At 64.0% G+C, this 24475-nt stretch carries 15 protein-coding genes and 1 tRNA gene; 6 read left to right on the forward strand and 10 right to left on the reverse strand.

What is annotated here, in order from left to right; translation table 11 throughout:
- Positions 1-23: 23 nt before the first annotated feature.
- The 3 genes from ACWA1U_RS15100 to ACWA1U_RS15110 all read left to right on the forward strand — a co-directional run bounded on the left by ACWA1U_RS15100 (position 24) and on the right by ACWA1U_RS15110 (position 4491).
- Positions 24-2165 carry a TPM domain-containing protein gene (locus ACWA1U_RS15100; protein ID WP_463722972.1) on the forward strand — a complete coding sequence of 714 codons (2142 nt, stop codon included), beginning with the start codon at positions 24-26 and terminating at the stop codon, positions 2163-2165.
- Between the two features lie 92 nt (positions 2166-2257).
- On the forward strand, positions 2258-3022 hold the full coding sequence (locus tag ACWA1U_RS15105) for a PspA/IM30 family protein (RefSeq protein ID WP_463722973.1): 765 nt from the start codon (positions 2258-2260) through the stop codon (positions 3020-3022).
- An 80-nt stretch (positions 3023-3102) separates the two neighbouring features.
- Positions 3103-4491, forward strand: coding sequence for a cryptochrome/photolyase family protein (locus ACWA1U_RS15110; protein ID WP_463722974.1), 1389 nt, complete (start codon positions 3103-3105; stop codon positions 4489-4491).
- Here the strand turns inward: ACWA1U_RS15110 and ACWA1U_RS15115 are convergent.
- The 4 genes from ACWA1U_RS15115 to ACWA1U_RS15130 form a co-directional block, all read right to left on the reverse strand.
- Complete coding sequence (locus tag ACWA1U_RS15115; protein WP_463722975.1) at positions 4460-4984, reverse strand: DUF6328 family protein; 525 nt, start codon at positions 4982-4984, stop codon at positions 4460-4462. The two genes, ACWA1U_RS15110 and ACWA1U_RS15115, sit on opposite strands and share 32 nt — an antisense overlap.
- Before the next feature lie 132 nt (positions 4985-5116).
- A tRNA-Met gene (locus tag ACWA1U_RS15120) sits at positions 5117-5190 on the reverse strand.
- A gap of 55 nt (positions 5191-5245) precedes the next feature.
- Positions 5246-8206 carry a UPF0182 family membrane protein gene (locus ACWA1U_RS15125; RefSeq protein ID WP_463725063.1) on the reverse strand — a complete coding sequence of 987 codons (2961 nt, stop codon included), beginning with the start codon at positions 8204-8206 and terminating at the stop codon, positions 5246-5248.
- 248 nt (positions 8207-8454) lie between these two features.
- Positions 8455-9561, reverse strand: a complete 1107-nt coding sequence (locus tag ACWA1U_RS15130) for a YlbL family protein (protein WP_463722976.1) — start codon at positions 9559-9561, stop codon at positions 8455-8457.
- A 255-nt stretch (positions 9562-9816) separates the two neighbouring features.
- Here ACWA1U_RS15130 and ACWA1U_RS15135 point away from each other — a divergent pair, with 255 nt between their 5' ends.
- On the forward strand, positions 9817-11265 hold the full coding sequence (locus ACWA1U_RS15135) for a zinc-dependent metalloprotease (RefSeq protein ID WP_463722977.1): 1449 nt from the start codon (positions 9817-9819) through the stop codon (positions 11263-11265).
- 37 nt (positions 11266-11302) lie between these two features.
- On the opposite strand, the gene ACWA1U_RS15140 is transcribed toward ACWA1U_RS15135, so the two are convergent.
- From ACWA1U_RS15140 to nudC, 3 genes are all read right to left on the reverse strand, one after another.
- Complete coding sequence (locus tag ACWA1U_RS15140; protein WP_463722978.1) at positions 11303-11767, reverse strand: M48 metallopeptidase family protein; 465 nt, start codon at positions 11765-11767, stop codon at positions 11303-11305.
- A gap of 85 nt (positions 11768-11852) precedes the next feature.
- On the reverse strand, positions 11853-13961 hold the full coding sequence (locus ACWA1U_RS15145; protein WP_463722979.1) for an ATP-dependent DNA helicase UvrD2: 2109 nt from the start codon (positions 13959-13961) through the stop codon (positions 11853-11855).
- Positions 13961-14923, reverse strand: coding sequence for an NAD(+) diphosphatase (gene nudC, locus ACWA1U_RS15150; RefSeq protein WP_463722980.1), 963 nt, complete (start codon positions 14921-14923; stop codon positions 13961-13963). Before nudC ends, ACWA1U_RS15145 begins: the two co-directional genes overlap by 1 nt.
- 132 nt (positions 14924-15055) lie before the next feature.
- Here nudC and ACWA1U_RS15155 point away from each other — a divergent pair, with 132 nt between their 5' ends.
- Positions 15056-16234 (forward strand): macrolide 2'-phosphotransferase, encoded by a 1179-nt coding sequence (locus ACWA1U_RS15155; protein WP_463722981.1) that lies wholly within the window; start codon positions 15056-15058, stop codon positions 16232-16234.
- 21 nt (positions 16235-16255) lie between these two features.
- Here ACWA1U_RS15155 and ACWA1U_RS15160 read toward each other — a convergent pair whose 3' ends face one another.
- The 3 genes from ACWA1U_RS15160 to ACWA1U_RS15170 form a co-directional block, all read right to left on the reverse strand.
- Positions 16256-19753 carry an ATP-dependent helicase gene (locus ACWA1U_RS15160; protein ID WP_463722982.1) on the reverse strand — a complete coding sequence of 1166 codons (3498 nt, stop codon included), beginning with the start codon at positions 19751-19753 and terminating at the stop codon, positions 16256-16258.
- On the reverse strand, positions 19750-22956 hold the full coding sequence (locus ACWA1U_RS15165; RefSeq protein WP_463722983.1) for an ATP-dependent helicase: 3207 nt from the start codon (positions 22954-22956) through the stop codon (positions 19750-19752). Before ACWA1U_RS15165 ends, ACWA1U_RS15160 begins: the two co-directional genes overlap by 4 nt.
- 119 nt (positions 22957-23075) lie before the next feature.
- Complete coding sequence (locus tag ACWA1U_RS15170) at positions 23076-23522, reverse strand: MGMT family protein (RefSeq protein WP_463722984.1); 447 nt, start codon at positions 23520-23522, stop codon at positions 23076-23078.
- A gap of 96 nt (positions 23523-23618) precedes the next feature.
- Between ACWA1U_RS15170 and ACWA1U_RS15175 the strand changes: the two genes are divergently transcribed.
- Positions 23619-24305, forward strand: a complete 687-nt coding sequence (locus ACWA1U_RS15175; protein ID WP_463722985.1) for an exonuclease domain-containing protein — start codon at positions 23619-23621, stop codon at positions 24303-24305.
- Positions 24306-24475 lie beyond the last annotated feature (170 nt).

Consider the following 24475-nt stretch of genomic DNA (forward strand, 5'->3'; position numbering starts at 1 on the left):
CGGACACTGTTGAAGGGTCGTGAATGAAGCCGAGCACCACACGAATTTCAGCTGCCGCGGGTCTTGGAGCCCTCGCGCTGACGAGTCCACTGGCGGTTCCCGCAGCGATGGCCGCCACGCCCGTGGACTTCGGCTCCGAAACCGTCATCGATCAGGCTGATGTGCTGAGCGACGGCGAACAGCAGCAGGTCGAGCAAGCCATCTCCACCCTTGAACGCGACCACGGCTACACCTTGCATGTCGCCTACGTGGATTCTTTCGAAAGCCCTTCGGATGCTTTGGGCTGGGCAGAGGCTTCGGCTGTTACCAGCGATTTCGCGCCAGACGACGCCATCCTTGTAGTGGCGGTCGACCAAAGAGACGCCGCAATTCTTGCGGACCGGTCAAGTGCCGTGGATCGTCAGGCGCAAGCAATTTATGACTCGGAAGTTCGACCGGAGTTGACGGAACGGGACTGGGACGGTGCCGCGATCTCAGCGAGCACCGCGGTCGCTCAGGTGCTCGACGGCGGCACAATCGAAGGAGCCGGCAACTCCGGCGACGCTGCAGGCGGAATGGGCTCCATCCTTTTCATTGGTGCACTACTCATTCTCGCTGGGGCAGGCGGGTACTTCTACCTCCGGTCCAAATCGCGCCGGAGCAACGCCGGTCACGCGCAGGTTCAGCAACAACGCCCGGGCGAAATTGATTTCGGTCCCGGCCGGGGTGCGGACGGTGAGGTGCTCGACCCCCTTGCCTCAGTCAGCGTGGAAGATCTCCGCAAACGTGCGGGTAGCCTGTTGATCGCCGCCGATGATGCCATCAAGTCAAGTGAGCAGGAACTGGATTTCGCAGGAGCGCAGTACGGCGATGAATCTGTCAGGCCTTTCGCCGATGACATCGCGAACGCCAAGGCCCACATGAGTGAATCCTTCAAACTGCAGCAACAGCTCGATGACCACATTCCGGACACTGAGGAAGACCAACGCAAGTGGCTGGGCGACATCATCCGCCGCTGCGAATCGGTCAACGCCAGCCTGCAGGAGCACAAAACCGACTTTGATGCCCTCCGGAAGCTTGAGAGGAATGCGCCCCAGGCACTTGAGGATGCGCAGCGGGCAGCGGCCGACGTCGGCACCCGGCTTAGCGCTGCTGAAGAGACTCTCCGGCAGTTGAAGAGCCGCTATGCCCCATCAGCCACGGTTCAGATCGAGGACAACGTGGAGCAGGCCCGCGAGCGCCTCCAGTTTGTGGATAACGCCGCGTCCACCGCTCAACAGCACCTGTCCGCGGGGAACACCAGTGCCGCCGTCGTGGCCGTGCGCGCCACTGAGGAAGGCGTCCACCAGACGAAGGTGTTGCTGGAAGCGATCGATCGGCGGGCTTCTGAACTTGCCAGCGCCGAACGTGAAATGGAACAGGCTGTTTCGGACACCGCCCAGGATCTGGCGCAGGCCCAAGCCATGGTGTCCGCCGGTTCCAACCCGGAACTTGCCGGGCCAGTGGCAGGGACCACCGCTGCCCTCGACATGGTTCGGCACGAGATAGCCAAGGGCAACTTCGACCCCGTCTCCCTCCTGCAACGCATCGAAGCGGCCCACAACCAGCTTGATTCAGCCCTTGGAGGCGTGAGGGATCACGCGGACCAGACGCGCCGCGCCCGGGAAAGCCTGCAGCACACAATCATGGCCGCCCAATCCCGCATCTCGGGCACCGCCGACTACATCCGTGCGCGTCGTGGCGGAGTAGGCAGCGAAGCCCGCACGCGGCTGGCGGAAGCCGAGCGGAACCTCGACTACGCGCTCCAGATCCAGTCCGATGATCCAGTCACTGCACTCTCGCATGCCCAGCAGGCAGTCACCCTCGCGGAGCAGGCGGGCGGCCTCGCCCAACAGGATGTCGAGGGCTTTGGCGGCCGCATGGGCGGCTTCGGAGGCGGCGGCATGTTCGGGGGCGGCGGAAACGGTATGGGTGGAGCCCTGCTGGGCGGCATCCTTATCGGCTCCATCCTCAACGGCGGCGGTCACGGCGGAGGATTCTTCGGCGGGGGTGGAGATTTTGGCGGCGGAGGTGGCGACTTCGGCGGCGGAGGCGACGGCGGCATGTTCGGTGGCGGCGGCTTCGGAGGATTCGATGCCGGCGGCGGAGGGTTTGGTGATTTCGGCGGCGGATTCGGGGACTTCTAACGGAGCTTCTGCACACGGCGCCTGCGCGCACGCAGTGGCGCAGACAGTGATTTCTCAGCAGTGAAGAACACAGGCACATCGAAAGGTAACCAATGGTAAAGCAATCAATTTTCGGACGTATCGCGACTCTCGCGAAAGCCAACATCAACTCGATTCTGGATCAGGCTGAAGACCCCCAGAAGATGCTGGATCAGATGGTCCGGGATTACTCCAACAGCATCGCTGAAGCGGAAAGCGCCGTTGCGCAGACCATCGGCAACCTGCGCATGCTGCAGGAGGACTACAACGAGGACCGCGAGAACGCCCGGAACTGGGGAAACAAAGCTCTCGCAGCCTCACGCAAGGCTGATGAATACCGGACGTCCGGAGACACCGTGGACGCCGAGAAATTCGACAACCTCGCGAAGGTCGCCATCCAGCGCCAGATGCAGGCCGAGAACGAGGCCAAGGGCGCCGAACCGACAATCTCCTCGCAGACCGAGATCGTGGACAAGCTCAAGACCGGCCTGAACCAGATGAAGGGCAAACTCGGCGAGCTCACGAGCAAGCGGGACGAGCTCATTGCCCGCTCGCGCACCGCTGCCGCCCAGTCCCAGGTGCACGACGCCATGAAGAGCATCGACTTCATGGATCCCACCAGCGAGGTTGGACGTTTCGAGGAAAAGATCCGCCGTGAAGAAGCCAAGGTGCTTGGCCAGAACGAGCTGGCAAACTCCTCCCTCGACGCGCAGTTCGAAAGCCTCGAGGACCTCGGTGAGCAGACGGAGATCGAGGCCAGGCTCGCGGCGCTGAAATCCGGCAGCTCCGAGCAGCCCCGCTCCGCGATTGAGCAGGGCGAGGAAACCCCGCAGTACTGATCCAACGGATCAAGGACGACGACGGCCCCTGCTGGACCGTCGTCGTCCTGCTTAACGCCTGACGAAGCAAGGAGGGACGCGTGGCGCTTACAGTAGTTTGGCTGCGGGACGACCTGCGGGTGTCCGACAACCCCGCCCTGCACGCTGCGGCTGGCAGGGGCGACGTCGTCGTCTGCTATGTCCTTGATGACGTCAGCGAGGGGATCAGGCCGCTTGGCGGAGCGTCCCGCTGGTGGCTGCACCACTCCCTCGCCTCGCTCCGCGACGCTCTGGAGCGACTCGGTGTGCCGTTAGTGCTGCGCTCGGGCGGCGCTAAGGAGGCGATCGAGGGGATCGCCGAAGAGACCGGTGCTGATGCAGTGTACTGGAACCGTCGCTACGGATACGGCGAGCGGAATCTCGATGCAAGCATCAAAACCGCGCTCTCCGAACGCGGTCTCGAGGTACACAGCTTTCAGGCCAACCTGCTCTTCGAGCCCTGGGACGTCACCAATGGGGCCGGAGAGCCATACCGTGTGTTCACGCCGTTCTGGCGCGCCTGCCGGTCCCGGCCGGAGCCTCGCGCACCGCTCGATGCCCCTGCGGCGCTCCGGGGCCCCGCAGCTGCCTCTGAGGATCTCGCAGCGTGGCCGTTGCTTCCCACTAGGCCTGATTGGGCCGGCGGACTGCGCGAAACCTGGACACCGGGTGAGCCGACCGGACAGAAATTCCTCAGCGACTTTCTTGGCGGAACCATCAGCGGATACTCCGAGGCCCGCGACCGCCCCAACGTTGATGGCACCAGCCGGCTGTCGCCGCACCTGAAGTTCGGGGAAGTGAGCCCCTTCCAGGTCTGGCATGCTGCCGAGCAGAGCCGGCACCCCGAGATTGCGCGTGACATCACGGTCTTCGGCAATGAGATTGGCTGGCGGGAGTTCTGCTGGCAACTGCAGTACCACAACCCCGAGCTGGCGACGAAGAACTACCGTCCCCAGTTCGACGCTTTCCCCTGGCAACAACCGTCGGAGGAGGAACTGGACGCCTGGCGCCACGGTCAGACCGGATATCCGCTGATCGATGCTGGGATGCGGCAGCTTTGGCACACCGGTTGGATGCACAACCGCGTGCGAATGGCCGTTGCATCATTCCTCGTGAAAAACCTGATGGTGGATTGGCGGGTCGGTGAGGCCTGGTTCTGGGACACCCTGGTGGACGCTGACTCCGCGAACAACGCTGCAAACTGGCAATGGGTCGCTGGATCGGGAGCCGACGCTGCACCCTACTTCCGGGTCTTCAACCCTGTGACGCAAAGCAAGAAGTTCGACGCCGACGGCGGCTACCTGCGCCGCTGGATTCCTGAGTTACGGGCGGCGGCAGACGTTCACGAACCGTGGAAGGACCCGGTGGACGGTTATGCAGCGCCGCTGGTGGACCTGAAGGAATCGCGTGCACGCGCCCTCAACGCGTACCAGGAATTGCGCTCCCGGTAGCGTTCTTCACCGAACGCCGCTTGAGCAGTTCTGGCACTGCGACCCAGAGAGCGCAGATAAGCAAGGCAAGGCTGATGGCGGTGATCGTGCCAGCCATCCGGTTCAGCACGATGTCGAAGATCAAGCCCGTGGTGCCTACGAGCACCAGCCCGATGAGCACCATTGCCGCTCGCAGGATGCGGTCCGCATTGCGGACCAGGGTTTCCTTGATGCGCAGTCGGAAGAAAGTGCGGTGCATGATCACCGTCGCCAGAAGTAGGGACGTTATGAGGGCTGAGAGCACCACGAGGACCAGGTAGACGGTCACCTGGAAGCTGTCCAGCTCTGTGAAGCGTGCCTGAAACGGCAGGGTCAGAAGGAATCCGGTGAGGATCTGGATGCCGGTCTGCAGGACGCGAAGTTCCTGCAGCAGTTCCAGCCAATTACGGTCTATCCGTTGCAGCGCGGACTCGCCGCGCTCATCATCCCCGCCCACAATACTGTGTCCGACCATGTGCCCAGTTTAGGCGAGCACTTGCTCGGCGCGGCCTTCGCATCAAACGGATTCCGGGCGGAGTGGTAAAGAGAAAACGAGCCGACAAACAAAAAGTCCCGGAAGGCGAACCTTCCGGGACTTTCTTACTTGTTGCGGGGGCAAGATTTGAACTTGCGACCTCTGGGTTATGAGCCCAGCGAGCTACCGAACTGCTCCACCCCGCGGCGTGATTACTACGTTACCCGCCGCGGGAGTGGACTGCAAATCGGCTGCTTCAGCTCACTCGCTACCGGCTTCCGAGAGCCGGGTTTCGGCATCAAGCGCGCGCTGCAGGGCGCTGTCCAAGCGTTCCTGCGCTTCACCGTAGGCCGCGAAATCACCCTCGGCGAGGGCATCCTGGCCCTCCTGGATGGCAGCGTTCGCATCCTCAAGAGCCGACCGCAAATCCGCAGCAGGGTCCCCTGTTCCAGGCTCGACCGGCGTCGTTGGCTCAGCTGTTGGCTGCTCGGATGGCTCTTCCGTGGGCTCGCCAGTTGGCTCCTCACCGGCTGGCGGAGCAGCAGGGTCATCAGGCGTTTCGCCGACGTTCTCGCTGTCACCGGTCTCTGCACCGGAATCGCCCTGGAACACCTGGTCCAGCGCTTCTGCGAGGGTAGGCGCGAACCCGACTTGTTCACCAAAGCTGACCAGTACCCGCCGCAGAACAGGAAAGGATGAGTCCCCCGAGGACTGCACGAACACCGGCTGCACATAGGCGATGCCACCACCGATGGGGAGAGTCAGCAGGTTGCCGCTGATGACCTCTGAAGCGCCCTGGCGCAGCAGGTTCAACTCCTGCGAGACGCTCGTGTCCGAGTTGAAGAGGTTAGCCGCCTGTCCCGGCCCTACCGCGGAGTCCTCGCCCGAAGTGTCGAGCAACCTCAGCGTGCCGTACGTGTCAGCCTTGACGCCGTCTTCGCCGGTTCCGGCGTCTCCATCGGCGGCGAGGAAGCCATACAGGATGTTGCGGGCCTGCTGCCCCTCAGGAACAAAGGGAATGAACGGGGTGGTGAGCGAGAAGGAAGCTGATTCCTGCTCGGGCATCTGCAGCGACAGGTAGAACGGGGGCTGCTTGACCGACCGCTCCCCCTCCTCGAGAGTTGGGTCCTCGGGTACCGTCCATGCCTCACTGTTGTTATAGAACGGCAGTGTTTCGGTCACGTGGTAGCGGGCAAGCAACTCGCGCTGGACCTTGAAGAGATCCTCCGGATAGCGCACATGCGCCATCAGATCAGCGTTCATTTCGCTGTAAGGCTTGAGCGACGAAGGATAAATCTTCTGCCAGGCCTTCAGGATGGGGTCCTGGTCATCCCACGCGTAGAGATCCACAGAGCCGTCGTAGGCGTCAACGGTCGCTTTTACAGCGTTGCGGATGTAGTTGACCCGGTCCGCAGGCAGTGTCGCGGAGATTCCCTCAGCGGTGAGCGAGTCAACCGTCGCTGACTGCAGCTCCTGTTCCGTTGAATACGGATATTCGGCCGTAGTGGTGTAACCCTCAATGATCCATTTGACCCGTCCGTCCACAATCGCTGGGTAGGCGTTGCTGTCCAGTGTCAGGTATGGGGCGACCTTCTTTACCCGGTCAACTGGGTCGCGGTCATACAGAATCTGCGATTCCGAATTGACCTGATCGGAGAGCAGGAGGTCAGTGGACTGGAACTTCAGGGCATACACGAGCCGATGGAAGAGGTTACCGATCGCCGGTCCTCCGTCGCCCTGGAAGGTGCTGCGGGCCTCCTGCGTGGACTGTTCGGTTTCCGGCCGGTCAATCTCCTGCGGTGCTGCACCGTCCTCAGCGCCCACGATCGAGTACTCCGGCGACTCCTCCCCGAAGTAGATACGGGGCTCATACGTGCTTTCGTCGCCTAGGACGCCGGTGGAAGGAATACCCGACTGAATGAATTCGGGCCGCCCGTCCGGCTGAACAGTGGATCCTGCCGCAGCAACTACGCCGTAGCCGTGCGTGTAGAAAATGTGCTCGTTGATCCAGCCCGCAGGGACGCCGGCCGTATTGAGCTCACGGACAGCAATGACGGTGTCTTCCACCGCTCCGTCGATCTCATAGCGGTCCACATTGAGGATCTCAGGGAACTGGTAGTACTGACGGAACTGCTGCAGTTGGCTGAAGGCGTCGCTGACCAGGTTTGGATCGAGCAGCCGGATGTTCGCCGTCGTTTCACCGTCCTCGTTCAGTGCTCCTTCGGCCGGAACTTCTTCTACCGGATAATTGTTGACCTCGACCTGGTCGAGGCCATAGGCGGCCCGGGTCATGGCCACGTTGTGCTCAATGAATTCTTCTTCACGGTTGAATTCGTTAGGCACCACCTGGAAACGCTGAACAACCCACGGGTACACGCCGCCGGCGAGTATGGCGGTGATGACCAACATCGCGGTACCGATCACTGGAAGGCGCCACCGGCCGATCAACGCAGAAACGATGAAGAGAACGGCAACGATGACGGCGGCCGCGGCGAGGATCGCCTTGGTGGGAATGACTGCGTTGACGTCCGTGTAGAGGGCTCCAGTCCATTTCCCGTCGCTGCTGGTGACGGTCGCGTACCGGTCGAGCCAGTAATTGACGCCCTGCAGGAGGAGGAAGAGGGCTGCGAGGACGGCGATGTGGGTGCGTGCTGCCCTGCTGGTGAAGAGACCCTTTTCCTCAAGGCGGATGCCGCCGTAAAGGTAGTGGGTGAGAATACCGGCGATACCGCTGATGACCACGACGCTGGTGAGGAAGCCCAGGATGAACCCGAGGAAAGGCAGGGTGAAGACGTAGAACCCGACGTCGAGGCCGAACTCAGGATCAACGGTGCCGAACGGCTCCGCGTTGAAGAACAGCAGCATGGACTCCCACTGCGAGGAAGCCGCGGTACCCGCGAAGGCGGCAAGGACAACCGGGATACCGATCATCAGCAGCTTGCGGATTGGCTCGAGCTGCGCCTGGTAGCGGTTCAGGTTGTCCTGGACTGCACTGTCCGGGGCATAGATTGGCCGCGACCGGTAAGCGATTCGCAGGCTGAAGAAAACGCTGGCACCCATGATGAGGAACGCGGCCAGGAACAACCCGATACGCGAGAGGTTCTCAGTGACGAACACCTCCAGGAAGCCCAATTGGTTGTACCAGAGCACGTCCGCGTAGACCTGGGAGAAGTAGACGAAACCCACTACGAGCAGTGCGAGCACGATCAGTGTCGGGATCAGCGGACCACGCCGCCGGTTCGGGGAGGATTTCGATTGGCTAGGCCTGCTGCTAAACGGCCGGTCTGGTCCGGATGTCACTGTTACCTCATCATTGGCTGTACGGGATCACGGATACGTTGATAAACGCATCAGTCCATGATTCTTTATTCTGCCTTGTCCACGTCCGGGCGGACCAATTCAGTTCCGGCTCCAGGGCACAGCCAGTCGATCGTTCCTGAATCGTGTCCAAATCCGACCGGCACGCAGCGTCAGTCCTCGCAGGTCGCGAGTTCGGCGTCGTCGTCGTTCTCTTCTCCCAGCCCGCGAACGGCACTCACTGCGTCGTCGAGCGTCTCCACACGCACCACTCGGAGACCATCGGGTACATGACCCACCACTTCTTCGCAGTTGGCCGCCGGCGCCAGGAACACGCTCGCCCCGGCGTCGCGCGCACCGACGAGCTTCTGGCGGATTCCGCCGATCGGCCCCACGTTGCCGGCGGAATCGATGGTTCCGGTCCCGGCGAAGTGGCGGCCACCAGTGAGTTCGCCCTCGGTGAGCTTGTCGACGATGCCCAACGCGAACATGGTGCCCGCAGAGGGTCCACCGACATTGTTCAGGGCGATGTCGACGTCGAAGGGGAACTGGAACTCCGACATGAGGAAGACGCCAAGTTGGAAATCGCCCGCTTCCGACTCGAGGGGCGTCACGGAAACGGACTCCTCTTCGCCGTCTCGCGTGACCGTTAGTTCCACGCTCTCGCCGCCGGCAGAGTTGAGTGCTTTCTTCAGAGGATCCAGCGCCACGATTGGTTCACCGTCAACAGCGACCAGCACGTCGCCCTCCTCGAGAATCCCCTCCGACGCAGAATCCTCCGCGAGGCCAACCACTGAGAGGGTCTCCTCGTATGGGATTTCGAGGTGCGACAGGGCCGCGGCAACCGCCGATTCCTGGGACGAGGTCATGGCCTGCGCGTTCTGATCCTCGATATCGGACTGCGAAACATCCGGGGGGTAGACCAGTTCCTTGGGCGTCACTGCCTGCGATGGATTCGCCCAGGCGCGGAACACCTCGAAGATGCTCACGTCCTGTCCCGGCCCCCCGGAGACAAACACGGTTGTCAGGTCGAGGTCACCGCTGGTGGGATAGGTCTCGCGACCATCGACGGAAATCAGGGGCTGTGAATCCACTTCACCGATCGTATTGAAGGTGGGGCCAGGGGACTCGACCACGTACGGCGCGGGGAGCGCGATCGCTGCCGCACCGAGACCGACAGCAAGCAGGCCTGACACCGCCATCACCGTGAACCGCGGGTCACGCTGGCGCTTTTCCGGCTCGATTTTCTCGGGCGGGAGGGTTTGGGTCAAGAGTGTCACCTTTGAACTAGGAGCATCCCCTTACGCCGGACAGACCGACGCGCGGGTATCACCAATCAAGACTACAAGCCGAGCGCACCCTTGCTTTGCCTGCAGCTGCTTTGCCTACAGCGAACTCCCCTCATCAGCAGGGGACAACTTCGAAGCCGACCGGTAACGTAAGTGACCCGGCCGCATCCAAGGCTACGGGCACCGGCGCTGACAAGTCGGCTGTCCCCAAACCCGCACCAGACACCTCAAGGACCGGTGGTATCGATGACTTCCAATCCGTCGAACAACGACGACGACACCCCCAAGGATCCTCTCTCCGAGATGCTGGAGCGCCTCATGGGCGGGAACATGCAGGGCGTCAACCCGCAGGACATCGCGAAGGCAGCTGGCCTGCCGAACGATCCGCAGGCCCTGGCCATGATCATGCAGCAGGTGCAGGCAATGTTCAGCGCCCAGTCGGAGGGTCCGGTGAACTGGACCATGGCGCAGGACCAGGCGCGGCGTGCGGCGGCCGCTGGAGGTGACCCCTCTGTTTCCAGCAAGGAGCAGCGCGAAGTCGATGAGGCGTTGCGGCTGGCAGAACTGTGGCTGGATCCGGTTACGGACTTCCCGTCAACTGCACGGTTGGGCCGCGCATGGTCGCGGGCGGAGTGGGTCGAAGCGACCATGGGAACCTGGAAGCGGCTCACCGAGCCGGTTGCCACGAGTATTGCCCTCGCGCTGTCTAATGCCCTCAGCGAGCAAATGCCCGAAGAAATGAAGTCCATGATGGGCGGTGCCTCTTCCATGTTGCAGAACATGGGCGGAGCTATGTTCGGAATGCAGCTTGGCCAGGCCGTCGGCGCCCTATCCAGGGACGTTGTCAGTTCAACGGACATCGGCATCCCGCTCGCCGAAAACAGCATGGCCCTCCTGCCAGCGAACGTTGCCGCCTTCGGCGAAGGGCTCGATGTCTCCGAACAGGACGTACGGCTCTTCCTGGCCACGCGTGAGGCCGCGCATGTACGGCTCTTCACGCATGTGCCCTGGCTGACCGGTCATCTGCTCGGCGCTGTGGAAAGCTATGCGCGCGGCATTCACATCGACATGTCGAAGATTGAGGAGGTTGCTCGGGACATCGATCCATCGCATCCCGAATCAGTGCAGTCGGCCTTGTCACAGGGCGTTTTCATGCCCGAACGCACTCCGGCACAGGACGCCGCGCTGGCAAGGCTGGAGACCACCCTGGCACTGGTGGAAGGGTGGGTGGACGAACTCACGGCCGCCGCTACAGCCAACCTGCCCTCATCCGTTGCGCTTCGGGAAATGGTCCGACGTCGGCGTGCAACCGGCGGGCCATCGGAAAACGCCTTCGCTTCACTCGTGGGGCTTGAACTGCGCCCGCGCAGGCTGCGGGATGCTGCGGCGTTATGGGAGCAGCTGCGCGAAGAACGGGGAATCGCCGGGCGCGATGCCATCTGGCAGCACCCTGACCTCTTACCGACCCCCGAAGACCTCGACGATCCGGCGGGATTCAGCAAACGGCGCGAGCTCGCCGAATCCGCCGACGCGGAGGTTGACGCCGCACTGGAGAAACTGCTTTCAGGCGGGTTCGACGACACCGCTGTCCAGGATGAGAGCGCTGACACCGACAGCCCTGACACCGAGGGCCCCAGGAGCGATGGACAGGAAACCGGCGACCCTGAAACCGACGACGGCGACACCCGGCACTGACGGCTCGGCCGGTAGGTAGGCGGACGGTTACGTTCGCCTACCTACCGCGCAGGCTGTGGTCCGCTGCGTAGGCGGCGCCCTCAAGGAAGGCCTTGGCCGTTTCTGTGTGCGGATAGTCGGCCAGGAGGCTCCAGAATCTGCTGTTGTGGGACGGCTCGATCAGGTGAGCCATTTCATGCAGGATGACGTAGTCGATCACCCAGTCGGGCATGCCCTGCAACTTGTGTGACAGGCGTACCGCCTGTGCAGCTGGAGTTGCTGAACCCCACCGGGAGTTCTGGTTGCCCACCCATTTGATGCTGGCCGGTTGCCCTCTGCCATTCAGGTAGCGGTCTGAGAGTTGCACGGCGCGGGTGCTCAACTCCGTCTCTGACGCCGCCGGTCGGATGGACTTGGCATGCAACTTCGCAACCATGCGCTCGACCCACTGTTTCTCCTGCCGGGCTGTGAAGGTCGCCGGGATGGAAACAACTGCAACGCCGTCCCGCAGATCGACGCTCACCGTGCGGCGGCGCCTGGCCGATCGGCGAACCTCAACAGGAAACGCAGGGGCTGCCGCTGGAAACTCTTCACCCTGGGCTTCTGTGTCAGTTGTTATCGGCGAGGACACTCAGCACCGACTCCCCATAGCGCTCAAGCTTGGCGGGCCCCACACCGGCAAGTTCCGCGAGTTTGTCGAGTGAATCCGGACGAGCCTCGGCAATTGCTACGAGCGTCGCGTCAGTGAATACCACAAACGCTGGAACGTCCGTTTCCCGCGCCGCCTGCAGCCGCCATGAGCGCAAAGCCTCGAATGTTTCCTCGCTGTAGCTCGCCGGGCAGTCGCTGCATCGCCCGATTTTGCGCTCTGCGCCGCTTCCTAGCAACTTGCCGCACGTACGGCAATTGGCCGGCGCGGCCACTTTCCGCTGTCGGCGGGCGGTTGGTTGGCGGAACGCCCGCTGTCCGTCAGAGTCAGGACGGAGCCCATCAAGGAACCGGGATGGTTTACGCGAAGCACGGCCGCCAGGGGTCCGCGACGTCGACCAGGACAGTGCAAGGTGTTTGCGCGCACGGGTGACGCCTACGTAGAGCAGCCGGCGTTCCTCATCAACGGAATCGGGAGTGTCTGCAAAAGATATGGGCATCAGGCCCTCGCTCAGTCCGACAAGGAACACGGCATCCCACTCCAATCCCTTTGCCGAGTGCAGCGAAGCCAGGGTTACTCCCTGAACAGTGGGTGCATGCTGCGCTGCTGCCCGCTCTTCCAGTTCGGCTACGAAATCCTGGAGCGTGAAGCCCTGTTCGGACCGAGCCGCCTGTAGTTCGTCAGCGAGGGACACGAGCGCGGCGAGGGACTCCCATTTTTCGCGCACCGCACCCGAGGTCTGCGGCGCTTCCCTGGTGTAACCCAACGATGCGAGGACGTCGCGTACCAGCTGGGGGACGTCGTCGTCGTCGTTCGTGTTGCGTGCCGCGGCCCGCAGCTGAAGCAGGCTGTCGCGCACTTCGCGCCGCGCAAAGAACCTTTCCCCACCCCGGAGCTGATACCCGATTCCCGCCGCCGCGAGGGCCTGTTCGTAGGCCTCGGACTGGCCGTTCGTGCGGTAGAGCACTGCTACCTCGCTCGCAGGCACGCCGCCGGCCAGCAGGCTACTGATGCGACGCGCGACGTCGGCGGCTTCGGCTTCATCATCGCTGCATTCAGTGAAGCTGGGTGCAGGCCCGGAAGGCCGCTGCGCGATCAATTGCAGCGGAGTTGCCCAGGTTCCGCGGACACCGCGCCGCTCCTCCTCCGCGGTGCGTGCGGCCAGCAGGGCGTTGGCGAGGTTCACCACCTGCGGAGTGGAACGATAGTCCCGCACCAGCTTGATGACCTGCGCCTCCCGGTAAGCGGCCGTGAAATTCAGCAGGTGCGAACTGGTTGCACCCGTGAAGGAATAGATGGTCTGGCTGGCGTCACCGACAACGCAGAGCTCTTTCCGCTCCCCAAGCCAGAGATCAAGCAGGCGCTGCTGCAGTGGCGAGACGTCCTGGTACTCATCCACGACGAAGTGCCGGTACTGCCCCCGCACGGTGGCTGCAACCTTTGGGTCCTCCTGCAGGATCCCCACCGTGATGAGCAGCACGTCCTCGAAGTCGATGACATTGCGGTCCACCTTGAGGTCTTCGTAGGCGGCGAAAAGCCGCGTAACCGTGGTTGTGTCCATTCCCGCCGGTTCCGCGCGGCCGGTCGCGGCCTCTGCATAGGTGTCAGGGGTGAGCATCGACACCTTGGCCCACTCGATTTCCGCCGCAAGGTCGCGGATGGACGCGCGGTCAGTGCTCAGACGCAGGCGGCGGGATGCCTCTGCGATGAGTGAAGCCTTATGGTCCACCAGAGCAGGCAGCGAGCCTCCCACCGCCTGCGGCCAGAAATATTGCAGCTGCCGCAGAGCTGCAGCGTGGAAAGTGCGTGCCTGGACGCCCTGTGCGCCGAGATCACGCAGGCGCGTGCGCATTTCAGCAGCGGCGCGTGCGGTGAACGTTACGGCGAGGACCTGCTGCGGCTTATACACGCCGCTGTGGACGCCGTAGGCGATCCGGTGCGTGATGGCGCGGGTCTTTCCAGTTCCGGCTCCCGCAAGAACGCACAGCGGACCCGTAAGTTGGGAGGCAACCGCCCGCTGCTCATCATCCAGACCAGCGAGAATCCGCTCCTCGATGGAGGTCTCCACTAAAGCCTCCCGGCAGCAGGCTCTTCATCCAGCGGACCGCCGTACCAGTGCTCGATCAGGGCGCGGGCGATGGACGCACCCGCCGCAACCGAGATGCGGTCATCCTTGAGTTCCTCGAAAAGCTGCGCCCGGCTGAACCAGCGGACATCCATGATTTCGACGCCGTCGGGCACTGGAACCGCGTGCGCGGCCTTGGCCGTGAACCCGAGCATCAGGGAAGCGGGGAACGGCCACGGCTGCGAGCCAAGGTACTGCGGGGAATGAACCAGAATCCCGGATTCCTCCGCAACTTCGCGGATGACCGCCGCCTCCAGGGACTCCCCCGGCTCGACGAACCCGGCGAGGGTTGAAAACCGGTTTTCTGGCCAGGCTGCCGAGGACCCGAGGAGCAGCCTGTCCTCCTCATCCGTCACCGTCACGATGATTGCCGGGTCGGTGCGCGGATAATGAAGGCTTTGATCTGCCAGGCACCTGCGCACCCACCCGCCATCAATGGATTCGGTGGCGTTACCGCAACGCGGGCAGTGGGTGTGTTTGGCGTGCCAGTTCGCTATGGCCACCGCCTCGGCCAACAGACCGGACTCCTGCCCAGGGAGGGTTGCCGCGGCTGCGCGCAGGCCGATCCACTGCCCTCCGGGAGCAACCTCCGGTTGGAGTGCCTCATGGAGCACCAGCACCACGTGGGTGCCTGCGGGGAGTTGCGCATCTTCTTCCACCGTAGAGCCCAGGTAGACGGGGTTACTGCCGCGCTGCACGTCGGCAACGCTGCCGAGCAGCAACCGGTTCCCGCGCACGGGCGTTCGCTGGTCTGCCAGGTGCAGGACCCGGGTTTCGGGCTGCTCCCACAAGTGGTCAAAGAGATCAGGGCGGGTGCGGAAAGCCGAGCCGCGGTCAGCCGTACCCCGTGCCAGCGGCAGGGATCCGAGGGAAGGGAGGCTGGAAATGCTGACGGCTTCGGTCATGCTTCTACGGTACGATCTTCCACCCCCAAAAGGAGATTCGGGGAGCGAATCTGGAGGAATAGTGAGACGCGTGCAGCGACTCGCCGCGCAGGACGAACAGGCCGATGGGCCGGCGCCCTTACGGTGGAGGATGTGAAACGCACACCGATGGAACTCGCGGCCCTCGCAAGCGCGGCTGTGCCCGGACTGGCACCCACGGGTGTTTCAGGAGCACCCGATGATCCCGCAGACTTCGACTCCGCGCTACTGGTTGACGACGCCGGCAAGCAGTGGCGGGTAAGGGCACCGAGGCACGCGGAAGCCAGCATGCGGCTGGAAACCGAATTACAGGTGCTGCGCGCCTTCCCTCCGGGCGTGCGGGCAGAACTGCCCTTCCTCATCCCCCATGTGGCTGGCACCGTGAGGATCGGCGACCTGCGCACATTCGTGTACTCCCACATCGAGGGCTCCCCGCGCTCGCTTGAGGAGCTCGCGGCCGGCGGCGCACAGCTCGCCGCGGAAATCGGCAGGACAATCGCGGCCGTCCATGAACTTCCGCGCGCCCTCGTGAGCGAGGCTGACCTGCCCGCCTACGAGGCCAACGAGGTCAGGCAGCGCCGCCTCAACGAACTGGATCAGGCTGCCACGGCCGGTCGCATCCCCCCGGATCTCCTTCGCCGCTGGGAACATGCGCTGGAAGACGTCACCCTGTGGCGGTTCAGCCCCACGGTGGTGCACGGCGACATGCACGAAGACAACCTGCTGCTTTCGGCAGGGAGGGTCTGCGCGGTAACGGGTTGGACGGACCTCACCGTCGGTGACCCAGCCGATGATTTCGCGTGGCTCGCGGCAGCTCATGACGCCGGTTTCGCTGATGCCGTGCACGCCGCCTACCTTGCCGCCCGGTCCGAGCCAGCGGATGAGCACCTGCTCCGCCGGGCGTCGCTGGCGGCCGAGTTCGCGCTGGCGCAGTGGATGGTCCGGGGAATCGCGCTCGGTGACGAGGCAATGATCCTGGAAGCTGAGGAGATGATGCGTTCTCTCGCTGCTGATCTTGCCGCCGAGGAAGCACTGGCACAGGCCGAAGCAGAAGCCGAAGCGCAAGCGGAACTGCAGGCCGAAACTGAGGACGCCGAAATTCTCGATGAGGGCCGCTTCACTGCGAACGCGCACCATGCCGGGGCAGATCCGGTCGAAGACAGCGAGGATGACGAAGACGAGGACCGCGAGGGCGACGACGCCTCCTCCGAAGGTAGTTCTGCCGGCTCCGCACCGGGGAATCATCATGACAACACGGAGACCTCGGCCCTTCCCGTGGTCCGCCTGCCCTGAACCCGGTTCTACTTCTTCCGGTTATGACGCTTCCGTCGCCCGCCTGATGATGCTCTCCAGTGCTTCAGCGCCGGCGAGATCATGCGGCCTTACGACCTGATCTTCGCCGATATAGTAGAACGCTGCGCGAACCTCATCCAGGGGCACTTTCCTCAACCGCGCCCAGGCCAGCCGGTAGACGGCCAGTTGCACGGCCTTCGCGTCGCGGTCGCGGGGGCCCGGAGGACGTCCGGTCTTCCAGTCCACAAGGTCCCACGTGCCGTCGTCGTCCTGGAAGACGGCATCGATCCTGCCGCGCACAACCAGCGCCCCGACGCGGGCCTCCACTGGTACCTCGATGGCATGAGGGACCCTGTCGGCCCAGGCGGAGCGGCGGAAAGTTTCAGTGAGCTCCTCCAGGTGGAGACCCTCATCGACAAACGTGTCTGCTGCTCCGGGGAACTCGCCAAGATCCAGCATTCCCGTTGTTCCGTAGAACTCCTCGATCCAGGCATGGAACGCAGTGCCCCTTCGGGCGGCAGTACCTGGCCGGCGTGGCACCGGGCGGCGCAGCCGGCGGGCAACGGCAGCAGGGTCTTCGGTCAGTTCAACCATCAGCGACGCCGAGATATGGGTGGGCAACTCCACCGAAGCGCTAAGACCAGCCTGCGACTGCCGGGCAAGGATCTTGCGGACTTCATCCGTCCAGCGGCCCTCCCCCTCCTCAGTTCCGGGAGCCGGTTCAGCTCCCTGCCGCAGGCGTTCCCCTTCCGAGATCACAGCCCCCGCGGCAGCTTCCATTGCCGTCCGCCGTGCCCTGAGCGGGTCCGCGGGCCACACCGCGCGCTCGCTTTCCGCCCGGGCGGGATTGGAGTCACCGATCCGATCCTCGTCGATCCAGGCCAGCTCGGTGTAACCGGGTTCGCCTGCAAGCGCGAGTTCACGGAGTTGCACCAGGTAACTCGACGCTGCCGTCGGTTTGGAACGCCCTCCTCCCCACGCGGATGACGAACAGACCAGGACCTGACGTGCGCGGGTAAGTGCAACGTAGGCAAGTCTTCGTTCTTCCCGCTCGGCGTGCACTCCTGCGTCCTCGGCGAAGAGCTTCTCGCTTTCGAGCCAGCTCTTCTGGTCGATCTGGTCCCAGTCCCACTGCGGAAGTTCGGGGGCATCTCCACGCAGCGGCCAGGGAATTGCTGCATTCCCGGAACTCCACCGTGAATCCTTACCACTCGGGAAAGACCCCTCATTCATCCCCGGAACCAGGACAACGTCCCACTCAAGGCCTTTCGCAGCGTGCACGGTGAGCAGCTGCACTGCCTCCCGGCTGGTTTCCAGCGCGGTAACCGGCAGACCGTCTTCCTCGGCATCGGCAGCTTCAAGCCACGCCAGGAACGCCGGCAGGTCCACCCGCTCCGAGGTGGAGACAAATCCGCTTACGGCGTCAGCGAAAGCGTCGAGATTGCGGCGTGCCTCGTGGATGCTCACGCCGGGCTTGGCGGCCAGCTCGATATCGAGAAGGAGGGTCTGCTCAATTTCACCGATCAGGGTGTGAAGGTCATCCCCAACAGATTCCCTCAGGGTGCGCAGTTCATCGCGCAATCGGAGCAGCCGGTGGCGGGCAGTTCCTGAGAGGCTCCGCCCGTTTGCAGAGACCCAGCCGGCGGGCGGCAGATGATCCACAGCGTCGACGAGGCTTGCGGGCTCGGCACTTTCCGACGGCGCTGGAACCTGCTCACCGGCCACCGGGCCTCTGGCGGTTGCGTCTGACGTGCCTGCCATAGTGCCCGAAGCAGTGTCCGTGCTTCCTTCACTAAAGTCCGTCCGTGATGCATGCTGTTGGGTCAGCCGGGCGTCGCGGTCCTGCGCAAGTTGCCGTGCCCAGTCTCCGAGCGCCGCCAGGTCAGCTGTTCCGATCCGCCATCTGGCTCCCCCCATCAGGCGAAGCATGGCGTCTGACCTCTCCGGATCACCGAGTACCCGCAGAACCGACAGGATCTCAATGATCTCGGGGGTTCGGAGCAGCCCACCCAGACCGATGATCTGGGCGGGTATGTCGGCGGACTCAAGAGCGCGCCGCACGGACTCAAACTGACGTCGTCCGCGGCACAGGACAGCGATGGTGGGCCGGAGGGGACGGCCGTCGTCGTCGTTATCGAATGACCGGAGGCGCTGGGCGGCGATGATGCGGGCCAGCGCCGCCGCCTCATCACTCGCCGGGTTGACCGGGTGCGATGGACCTCCGCCCGACGGGCTGCTTTCGCTGAGGTAACGCGCGACGTACAGTTCACCGAGGGGAGCCTTAGGCCGGGGCCGCAGGCGCGGCACCTCCAGCCCAAGCCCGGAACCGACCCACCGGGGTGGAACGTTCAGCGGTGCCGAGACTTCATTCGCTGCGGTGAGGATGCTCGTGGAGTTCCGCCACGCAACCGAGAGATTGACCACCGGCGCAGGGGCAAGCGAAGCGGGCCCGCCACTGGTATCTTCCGTGCGCACCGGGAACCGTGTTCGGAAGGTGCCAAGCTGCCCGGCCGACGCACCCCTGAAGCCATAAATGGACTGAAGCGGATCTCCGACCGCCGTCACTGCCCTGCCATCACCAAATAACTTGGAGAAAAGCACCATCTGGGCGTGGGAAGTGTCCTGGAACTCATCGAGCAGAACGACCGCGTACTTCTGGCGCTCCACTTCCACGGCCTCGGGCACCTCGCTGACGATGCGCGCCGCCAGCGACACGAGGTCACCGAAGTCCAACTGCCCGCCATGCTGCTTCGCCAGGGTGTACCGTTCCACGAGCTCGGTCACCGTGACCCTGGTGCGCAGTTTGTCCAGCAGCTTCCCGACGCCCTGCGTGGGGGCCTTCACCTTCCCGTCCTGGAACGGGCGCGCTTCAATCTCTTCGATGTGCTCCTTGAGGCAAGCCCGCACCGCCGCCGGGTGCACCAGATGCTCGGCGCACTCGGATGCCATGGTCAGGACGGCGTTGGTGAGCGTGGACTTTGCAGCACTGAGGTGTTCCCAGGCGCCAGGGTAGGACTCGACGATTCTGCTGGCCGATTGCCAGGACTGCGCTGCCCCCAGCATGACGGCGTCGCGCTCGACCCCCACGCGGAGACCGTAATCCTGGACGATACCGTTGGCATACGAGTGGTAGGTCGAGATGGTCGGCTCCAGGCGATCCTCGGATGAAGCTGCCCCGGATGCCCCCTCAGACCGATACAACGCAGCTAATTGCTGGCGGATGCGCGCGGAGAGCTCCCCCGCAGCCTTCCTGGTGAAGGTGACCCCCAGGATCTGTTCGGGGCGCACAAGCTTGTTGGCAACCAACCACACCACGCGGTCGGCCATGGTCTTGGTCTTGCCCGATCCGGCCCCCGCCAGCACGAGCAACGGCTGGAGTGGCGCCTCAATGATGCGTGCCTGCTCCACGGTCGGGTAGAGGACCTCTGATCCCTGCCATCCCTGCAGTTTCCGGGCAAGCTCTTCGGCAGACAGCGACGCGCCCGCCTGCGCGGCAGGAACAGACGTTTCCAGGCTCATTCGGTGACCTGCCTTCCCTCGGCGCACAGGGGGCAGAGTTCCGGAAGCTTGCAAGCGCCCGCACCGAAACCGGACCGTCGTGGGTCATGGACCGCCTCGAATTCAGCGGCTGACATCAGCCCTGCGGCCTGTTCGATCATTTCGTACGCCCAGCCGCTTTCCGGCCCAAGTGCCTCCTGCTCCTGCAACTTGAGTCCCTTGGCGGTGGTGCCCAAGTGAACGAGGGCAGCCCCACCGACAGTGAACGACGACGGCGCGTCCCCGACACCCTCGACGCCGCCCTCGAAGCCACCTTCAGCAGCGGCTACCTGATAGGAGGCCAGCTGCGGGTGCTGGGCAACCTCCCCTTCAACGGGAGCCGATTTGCCCGTCTTAAAATCCACAACGAAAAGCCGCCCCTCGCTGTCAGTCTCCAGACGGTCCACCTGCCCGCGGAGCCGCACAACTTTCTCGGCTCCCTCGAAAGCAACTGGCAAGTCAACGCTGAAGCTCGCTTCGGTCCCGGCGAGGGAGCGGCCGGCGCTGCGCATCTCCACCAGATATTGCCCGAGCTTCCGGACCATCTGTTCGGCCCTGCGGAAGTCTGCCTTTGCCTCCCATGTGTCCTTCATGCCGAGCGACGGCCATCTCCTCAGCAGCTCCGCCGCATACTCGTTGCCGGTGGCCTCCGGCATGTCCTGGGCAATCGAGTGCACCAGGGTTCCCAGGGAACGGGCGAAGTCGGTTGGCCGCTCCCCGCCTACGGCTGATACAAACCAGTTCAGCGGGGAGGCCAGTACGCTCTCCACCTTCGAGGGGGAAACCGGGATGGGCGCCTCTGCCGGAACAACCGGCGTTGTGGAGGACAGGCCAGCCAGCCCCCACCACTGCGCCGGATGGGCGCCTGGGACTTCGGGCTGGTGTTCGGCCATGGTTCCCAGATGGCGGACGGCTTCGCCTGCGAACTGCGGGTGGCGCTCGAATTGCTGTGCGTACTTTCGAAGTTCAGCCACGAGTGCCCGCAGCGTGAGCGGCCGCAACACTGCGGTCCGCGGACGCTCGAACTGGCCAACAGGCGGCGGCACCAGAATGTCGAGGAAAGAGGAGGGTTGGGAATCCTCCGACGCCACCGCTACGCAGATCAGCTCTTCCGATGCGCGGCTTACCGCCGAAGAAAAGCTCCTCAGTTCATCAGCCCGGGTGAGCTGCATGAGGCTGAGTGGATCCCGGAGCCGTTTAAATCCCGCACCGTGCTCCAGAAGTGCCACGAGGTCGCCGGATCCGAGCAACTCGCCCCTGACCCGCAGATTGGGCCACACACCTTCCTGCACCCCGGCGAGGATGACTACCGGCCACTGCCATCCAGCTGCCGCAGCCGGCGTCATAATCGCAACAGCCGCCCCCTTTTGGGCCTTTGCGGCCAGCGTATCCATGGGCAGTTCCTGGCTGAGAAGGTACTCAAGGAATCCCGCAGTAGGCGCCCCCGGCACCTGGTCCACGTAGCGTTCGGCGGTCTGGAACAGAGCGACGACGGCGTCAAGGTCCCGATCCGCGCGTGCGGACCCGGCACCTGCGCGCAGCGCGGTCTCCTCCCAGCGTGAGGAAAGTCCGGAGGCAGACCACACTGCCCACAGCACAGTCTCCGGAGTTGCTGCAGGGTCCTCGAGAGCAGCACGGCCAGCGGTGAGCATCGCGGACAACCGGCGAACCGGCCGCAGCTGGTGACGGGGGTCCTCGACGGTCCCGCGGCTAAGAACTTCGACTATGAGCTGGTCCGAGTCCCGGGCACCGCCTGCCGTGCGCTCCTCCTGACGCAAAAGTTGGCGGAGACGGCGGATTTCCAAGGCGCCCGCCCCTCCGACCCGCGAGGTCATGAGGGACACCGCCAGTTCGGCGTCGAGCTCCCGGACCCCGGCCACAACCGAGAGGACGTCCAGGAGCGGACGGACAGCGGGCTCATCCCTGATGGCACGCTCTGCAGGCGGCACACTGACCGGGATGTCCTGTGCAGCCAGGTAACGCTGCAGGTCCGCGACGTGGGTTCCATTGCGGGTGATGACCGCAATGTCGTCGAAGCTTCTGCCCTGTTCAATATGCGCTTCCAGGATGCGCTGCGCCACGTACCTCTGCTCGTGGTACCCGCTGTCGACGATGTGCACGGATACCGGTTCACCGCTTTGAGTCTCGGCCGGCATGCTTCCGCCACCCTTACGCGGGTGCTTCCCTGCTGCGTTCAGCTTTCGGTACCGGAGCGATGTACCAGCTACCGGTATGCGGGCCGCAAGGGCTTCCCACGCGGCGGCAAGTTCCGCAGGCATCCTGTGCGACTCATTCAGCACCAGCGCGCGCAGATCCTCCCCCAGCACTTCGGAGAGGCGGCTCGCCAGCTCCGGGCGGGCACCGCGGAATCCCTGAACCACCGTGTCAGGGCAGGCTGTGACGAGTACGTCCCTCCCCTGGGCGATGATCGCGAACAAAGCATGGATTGCGGTGTTCGCCTCCTGGTAGTCATCTACGAGGATGAGCTTGTAATGGCTCCGCTCCTCGCTGAGGAAAAGGGGGTTATGCTCCAGTATTCCGCGGGCCGCGGTGAGAATTCCCGCGGGGTCGAACGCCTCAGGCATGCGCAGGTCGAGGACATCGCGGTACTCGCTGTAGAGACCGGCAGCTGCTATCCAGTCCGGCCGGTCAAACCGCCGTCCGAAGTCTGCGAGGTCATCAGCGTGAAGGCTGTACTCGCTCACGCGGTCGAATAGTTCACGGACCTCCTGCCGGAATCCACGCGTACCCAGTGCAAGTCTGAGGTTGTCGGGCCAGCTGCTCTCCAGGACGCCGCTGTTACGGTGCCCGGCAAGCAGTTCCTTGATGATGAGGTCCTGTTCCGCGCCGGAAAGCAGGCGGGGTGGCCGGGCAAGTTCGGGAAGAAGCCCGGCCACCTTCGCGCGGCGGACGAGGTCGAAGGCGTAGGAAGACCACGTGCGTGCCGGTGCCGGGCTTACGCTGTCCCCGAGCCTGGTGTTGATCTGGTCCCGCAGGCGGGCGGAAGCGAGCCTCGTGGGCGCGATAACAAGAACCTCGGAGGGCAGCACGCCCGCGTTGCGTATGCGGTGCACGGCTGACTCGACCAGCAACTGGGTTTTTCCTGTGCCCGGTCCCCCCAGCACCAGGACACGTCCGGTCCCGGCGCCTGGGTGAGAGCCTGTGCCCGCCCCTGGGAACAACATCTCCCGCTGCTCACGGCTCAACCCAGCGTCGGTTAAGCCGACCTCCCAGGAGGCCGGCGAGGGTGGCAGCCGCAGCACAGATTGCGGCGCATGGCCTTCCCTGGGAGCTGTTCGCCTTGTCATGGGGAAAGCTCACCATCCCGCTCCGACATTCCTGCTTCATCAGCCCAATTGCGGGCCAGACGGCGCCGGATTGCCTGGAGCGCATCCTGATCAGCGTGGTCGGGGAACCAGCGGGCGAGCCCCATGTCCACACGGTACCCTCCCCCGCCCCGCGCCTGGCTGAGGTTTCCGGACGCCCTGCGCAGCGGCGTTTCCTCGTCCAGATAATGCTCGACGGCGGCCGCTTCGTGTCCGGTCGGCGGCTGTCCGCCGGCGCGAATCACCCGCCACCAGGTGGTTCCAGCGTTTCCGCGCGACATCACCGCTCCCACCTGCCGGGGCCCGCCCCGTTCCAGAATCTCCGCCACGTCGCCATAGGTAAGGACCTTGCCGGCCGGTACCAGGGATACGACGGCGAGAACTGCATTCCGGTATTCCCCGTATTCCTCGCCTCGGTGATGCACGCATACACCCTATCGCCAGCACCCTTGCGCTCTCTCAATCCATCCATCCGGCGAGCCCCCACGAAAGTGTCGGTGGGCGGGGATAGCGTCTGGGCCATGAGTAGCTGGCATGAACTTCCCCGGGCCGCCTTTGACCTTGAGACAACGGGCCGCAATCCCCTCACGGCCCGAATAGTGACGGCGTCAATCATCCTCGTGGATGGGCGCGGTGACATCATTGAGCATCACGAGTGGCTTGCGGATCCAGGCGTCCCGATTCCCGTGGAGGCAGCGGCAATCCACGGCATCGACACAGCCGCAGCGGTAGCCGGTGGGCTTCCGGCCGCCCAGGTGACCAGTGAAGTCGCGGGTGTCCTGTCCGGGTACTTCCGGGCAGCGGTCCCGGTGCTGGCCTTCAACGCACGCTATGACTTCACGGTTCTGGCGTGCGAGGGCCTTCGACATGGTCTGCCCATCCCCGAGCCGCGTCCGGTCCTCGACCCTTACGTCATGGATAAGCACGCTGACCGCTACCGTCCCGGCAAACGGACACTGAGCGCGACGTGCCAGCACTACGGCGTCGAGCTGACGAATGCGCACACGTCAGCCGCAGATGTCCTTGCCACATTGGGAGTGGGGGCCGTGTTGGCCCAAAGGTTTCCACACCTGCAGCGTCCTGCGGATCATCTGCACGAGTCCCAGGTCACCTGGGCGCTCCGTCAGGCGGCAAGCTTCCAGGAATACCTCCGGCGCACCGACCCCGCAGCCATTGTCGAGGGCCGCTGGCCTGCCATCGCTTCCTGAAGCGCCTACCTCCACTGTGCGGACTGCGAACACCAGCGGATGGCGCTCGTTCCCGCACATTGTTCGATTCAGCGTGCTCCAGAGCAACTTTCGTTCCAGCTGAGTGACCCTCAGCACTAAAGTTCAGTCGAATGTTTCGTGCGTGCCAGAATGGCTTGGCACCGCCGCGG

The sequence above is a fragment of the Arthrobacter sp. TRD_SC_6 genome (assembly GCF_055361185.1).

Coding starts and splice junctions, on each gene's coding strand:
- ACWA1U_RS15100 (WP_463722972.1), top strand. CDS start 24: ATGAAGCCGAGCACCACACGAATTTCAGCTGCCGCGGGTCTTGGAGCC.
- ACWA1U_RS15105 (WP_463722973.1), top strand. CDS start 2,258: ATGGTAAAGCAATCAATTTTCGGACGTATCGCGACTCTCGCGAAAGCC.
- ACWA1U_RS15115 (WP_463722975.1), bottom strand. CDS start 4,984: ATGGTCGGACACAGTATTGTGGGCGGGGATGATGAGCGCGGCGAGTCC.
- ACWA1U_RS15135 (WP_463722977.1), top strand. CDS start 9,817: ATGACTTCCAATCCGTCGAACAACGACGACGACACCCCCAAGGATCCT.
- nudC (WP_463722980.1), bottom strand. CDS start 14,923: ATGACCGAAGCCGTCAGCATTTCCAGCCTCCCTTCCCTCGGATCCCTG.
- ACWA1U_RS15160 (WP_463722982.1), bottom strand. CDS start 19,753: ATGAGCCTGGAAACGTCTGTTCCTGCCGCGCAGGCGGGCGCGTCGCTG.
- ACWA1U_RS15165 (WP_463722983.1), bottom strand. CDS start 22,956: ATGTTGTTCCCAGGGGCGGGCACAGGCTCTCACCCAGGCGCCGGGACC.
- ACWA1U_RS15175 (WP_463722985.1), top strand. CDS start 23,619: ATGAGTAGCTGGCATGAACTTCCCCGGGCCGCCTTTGACCTTGAGACA.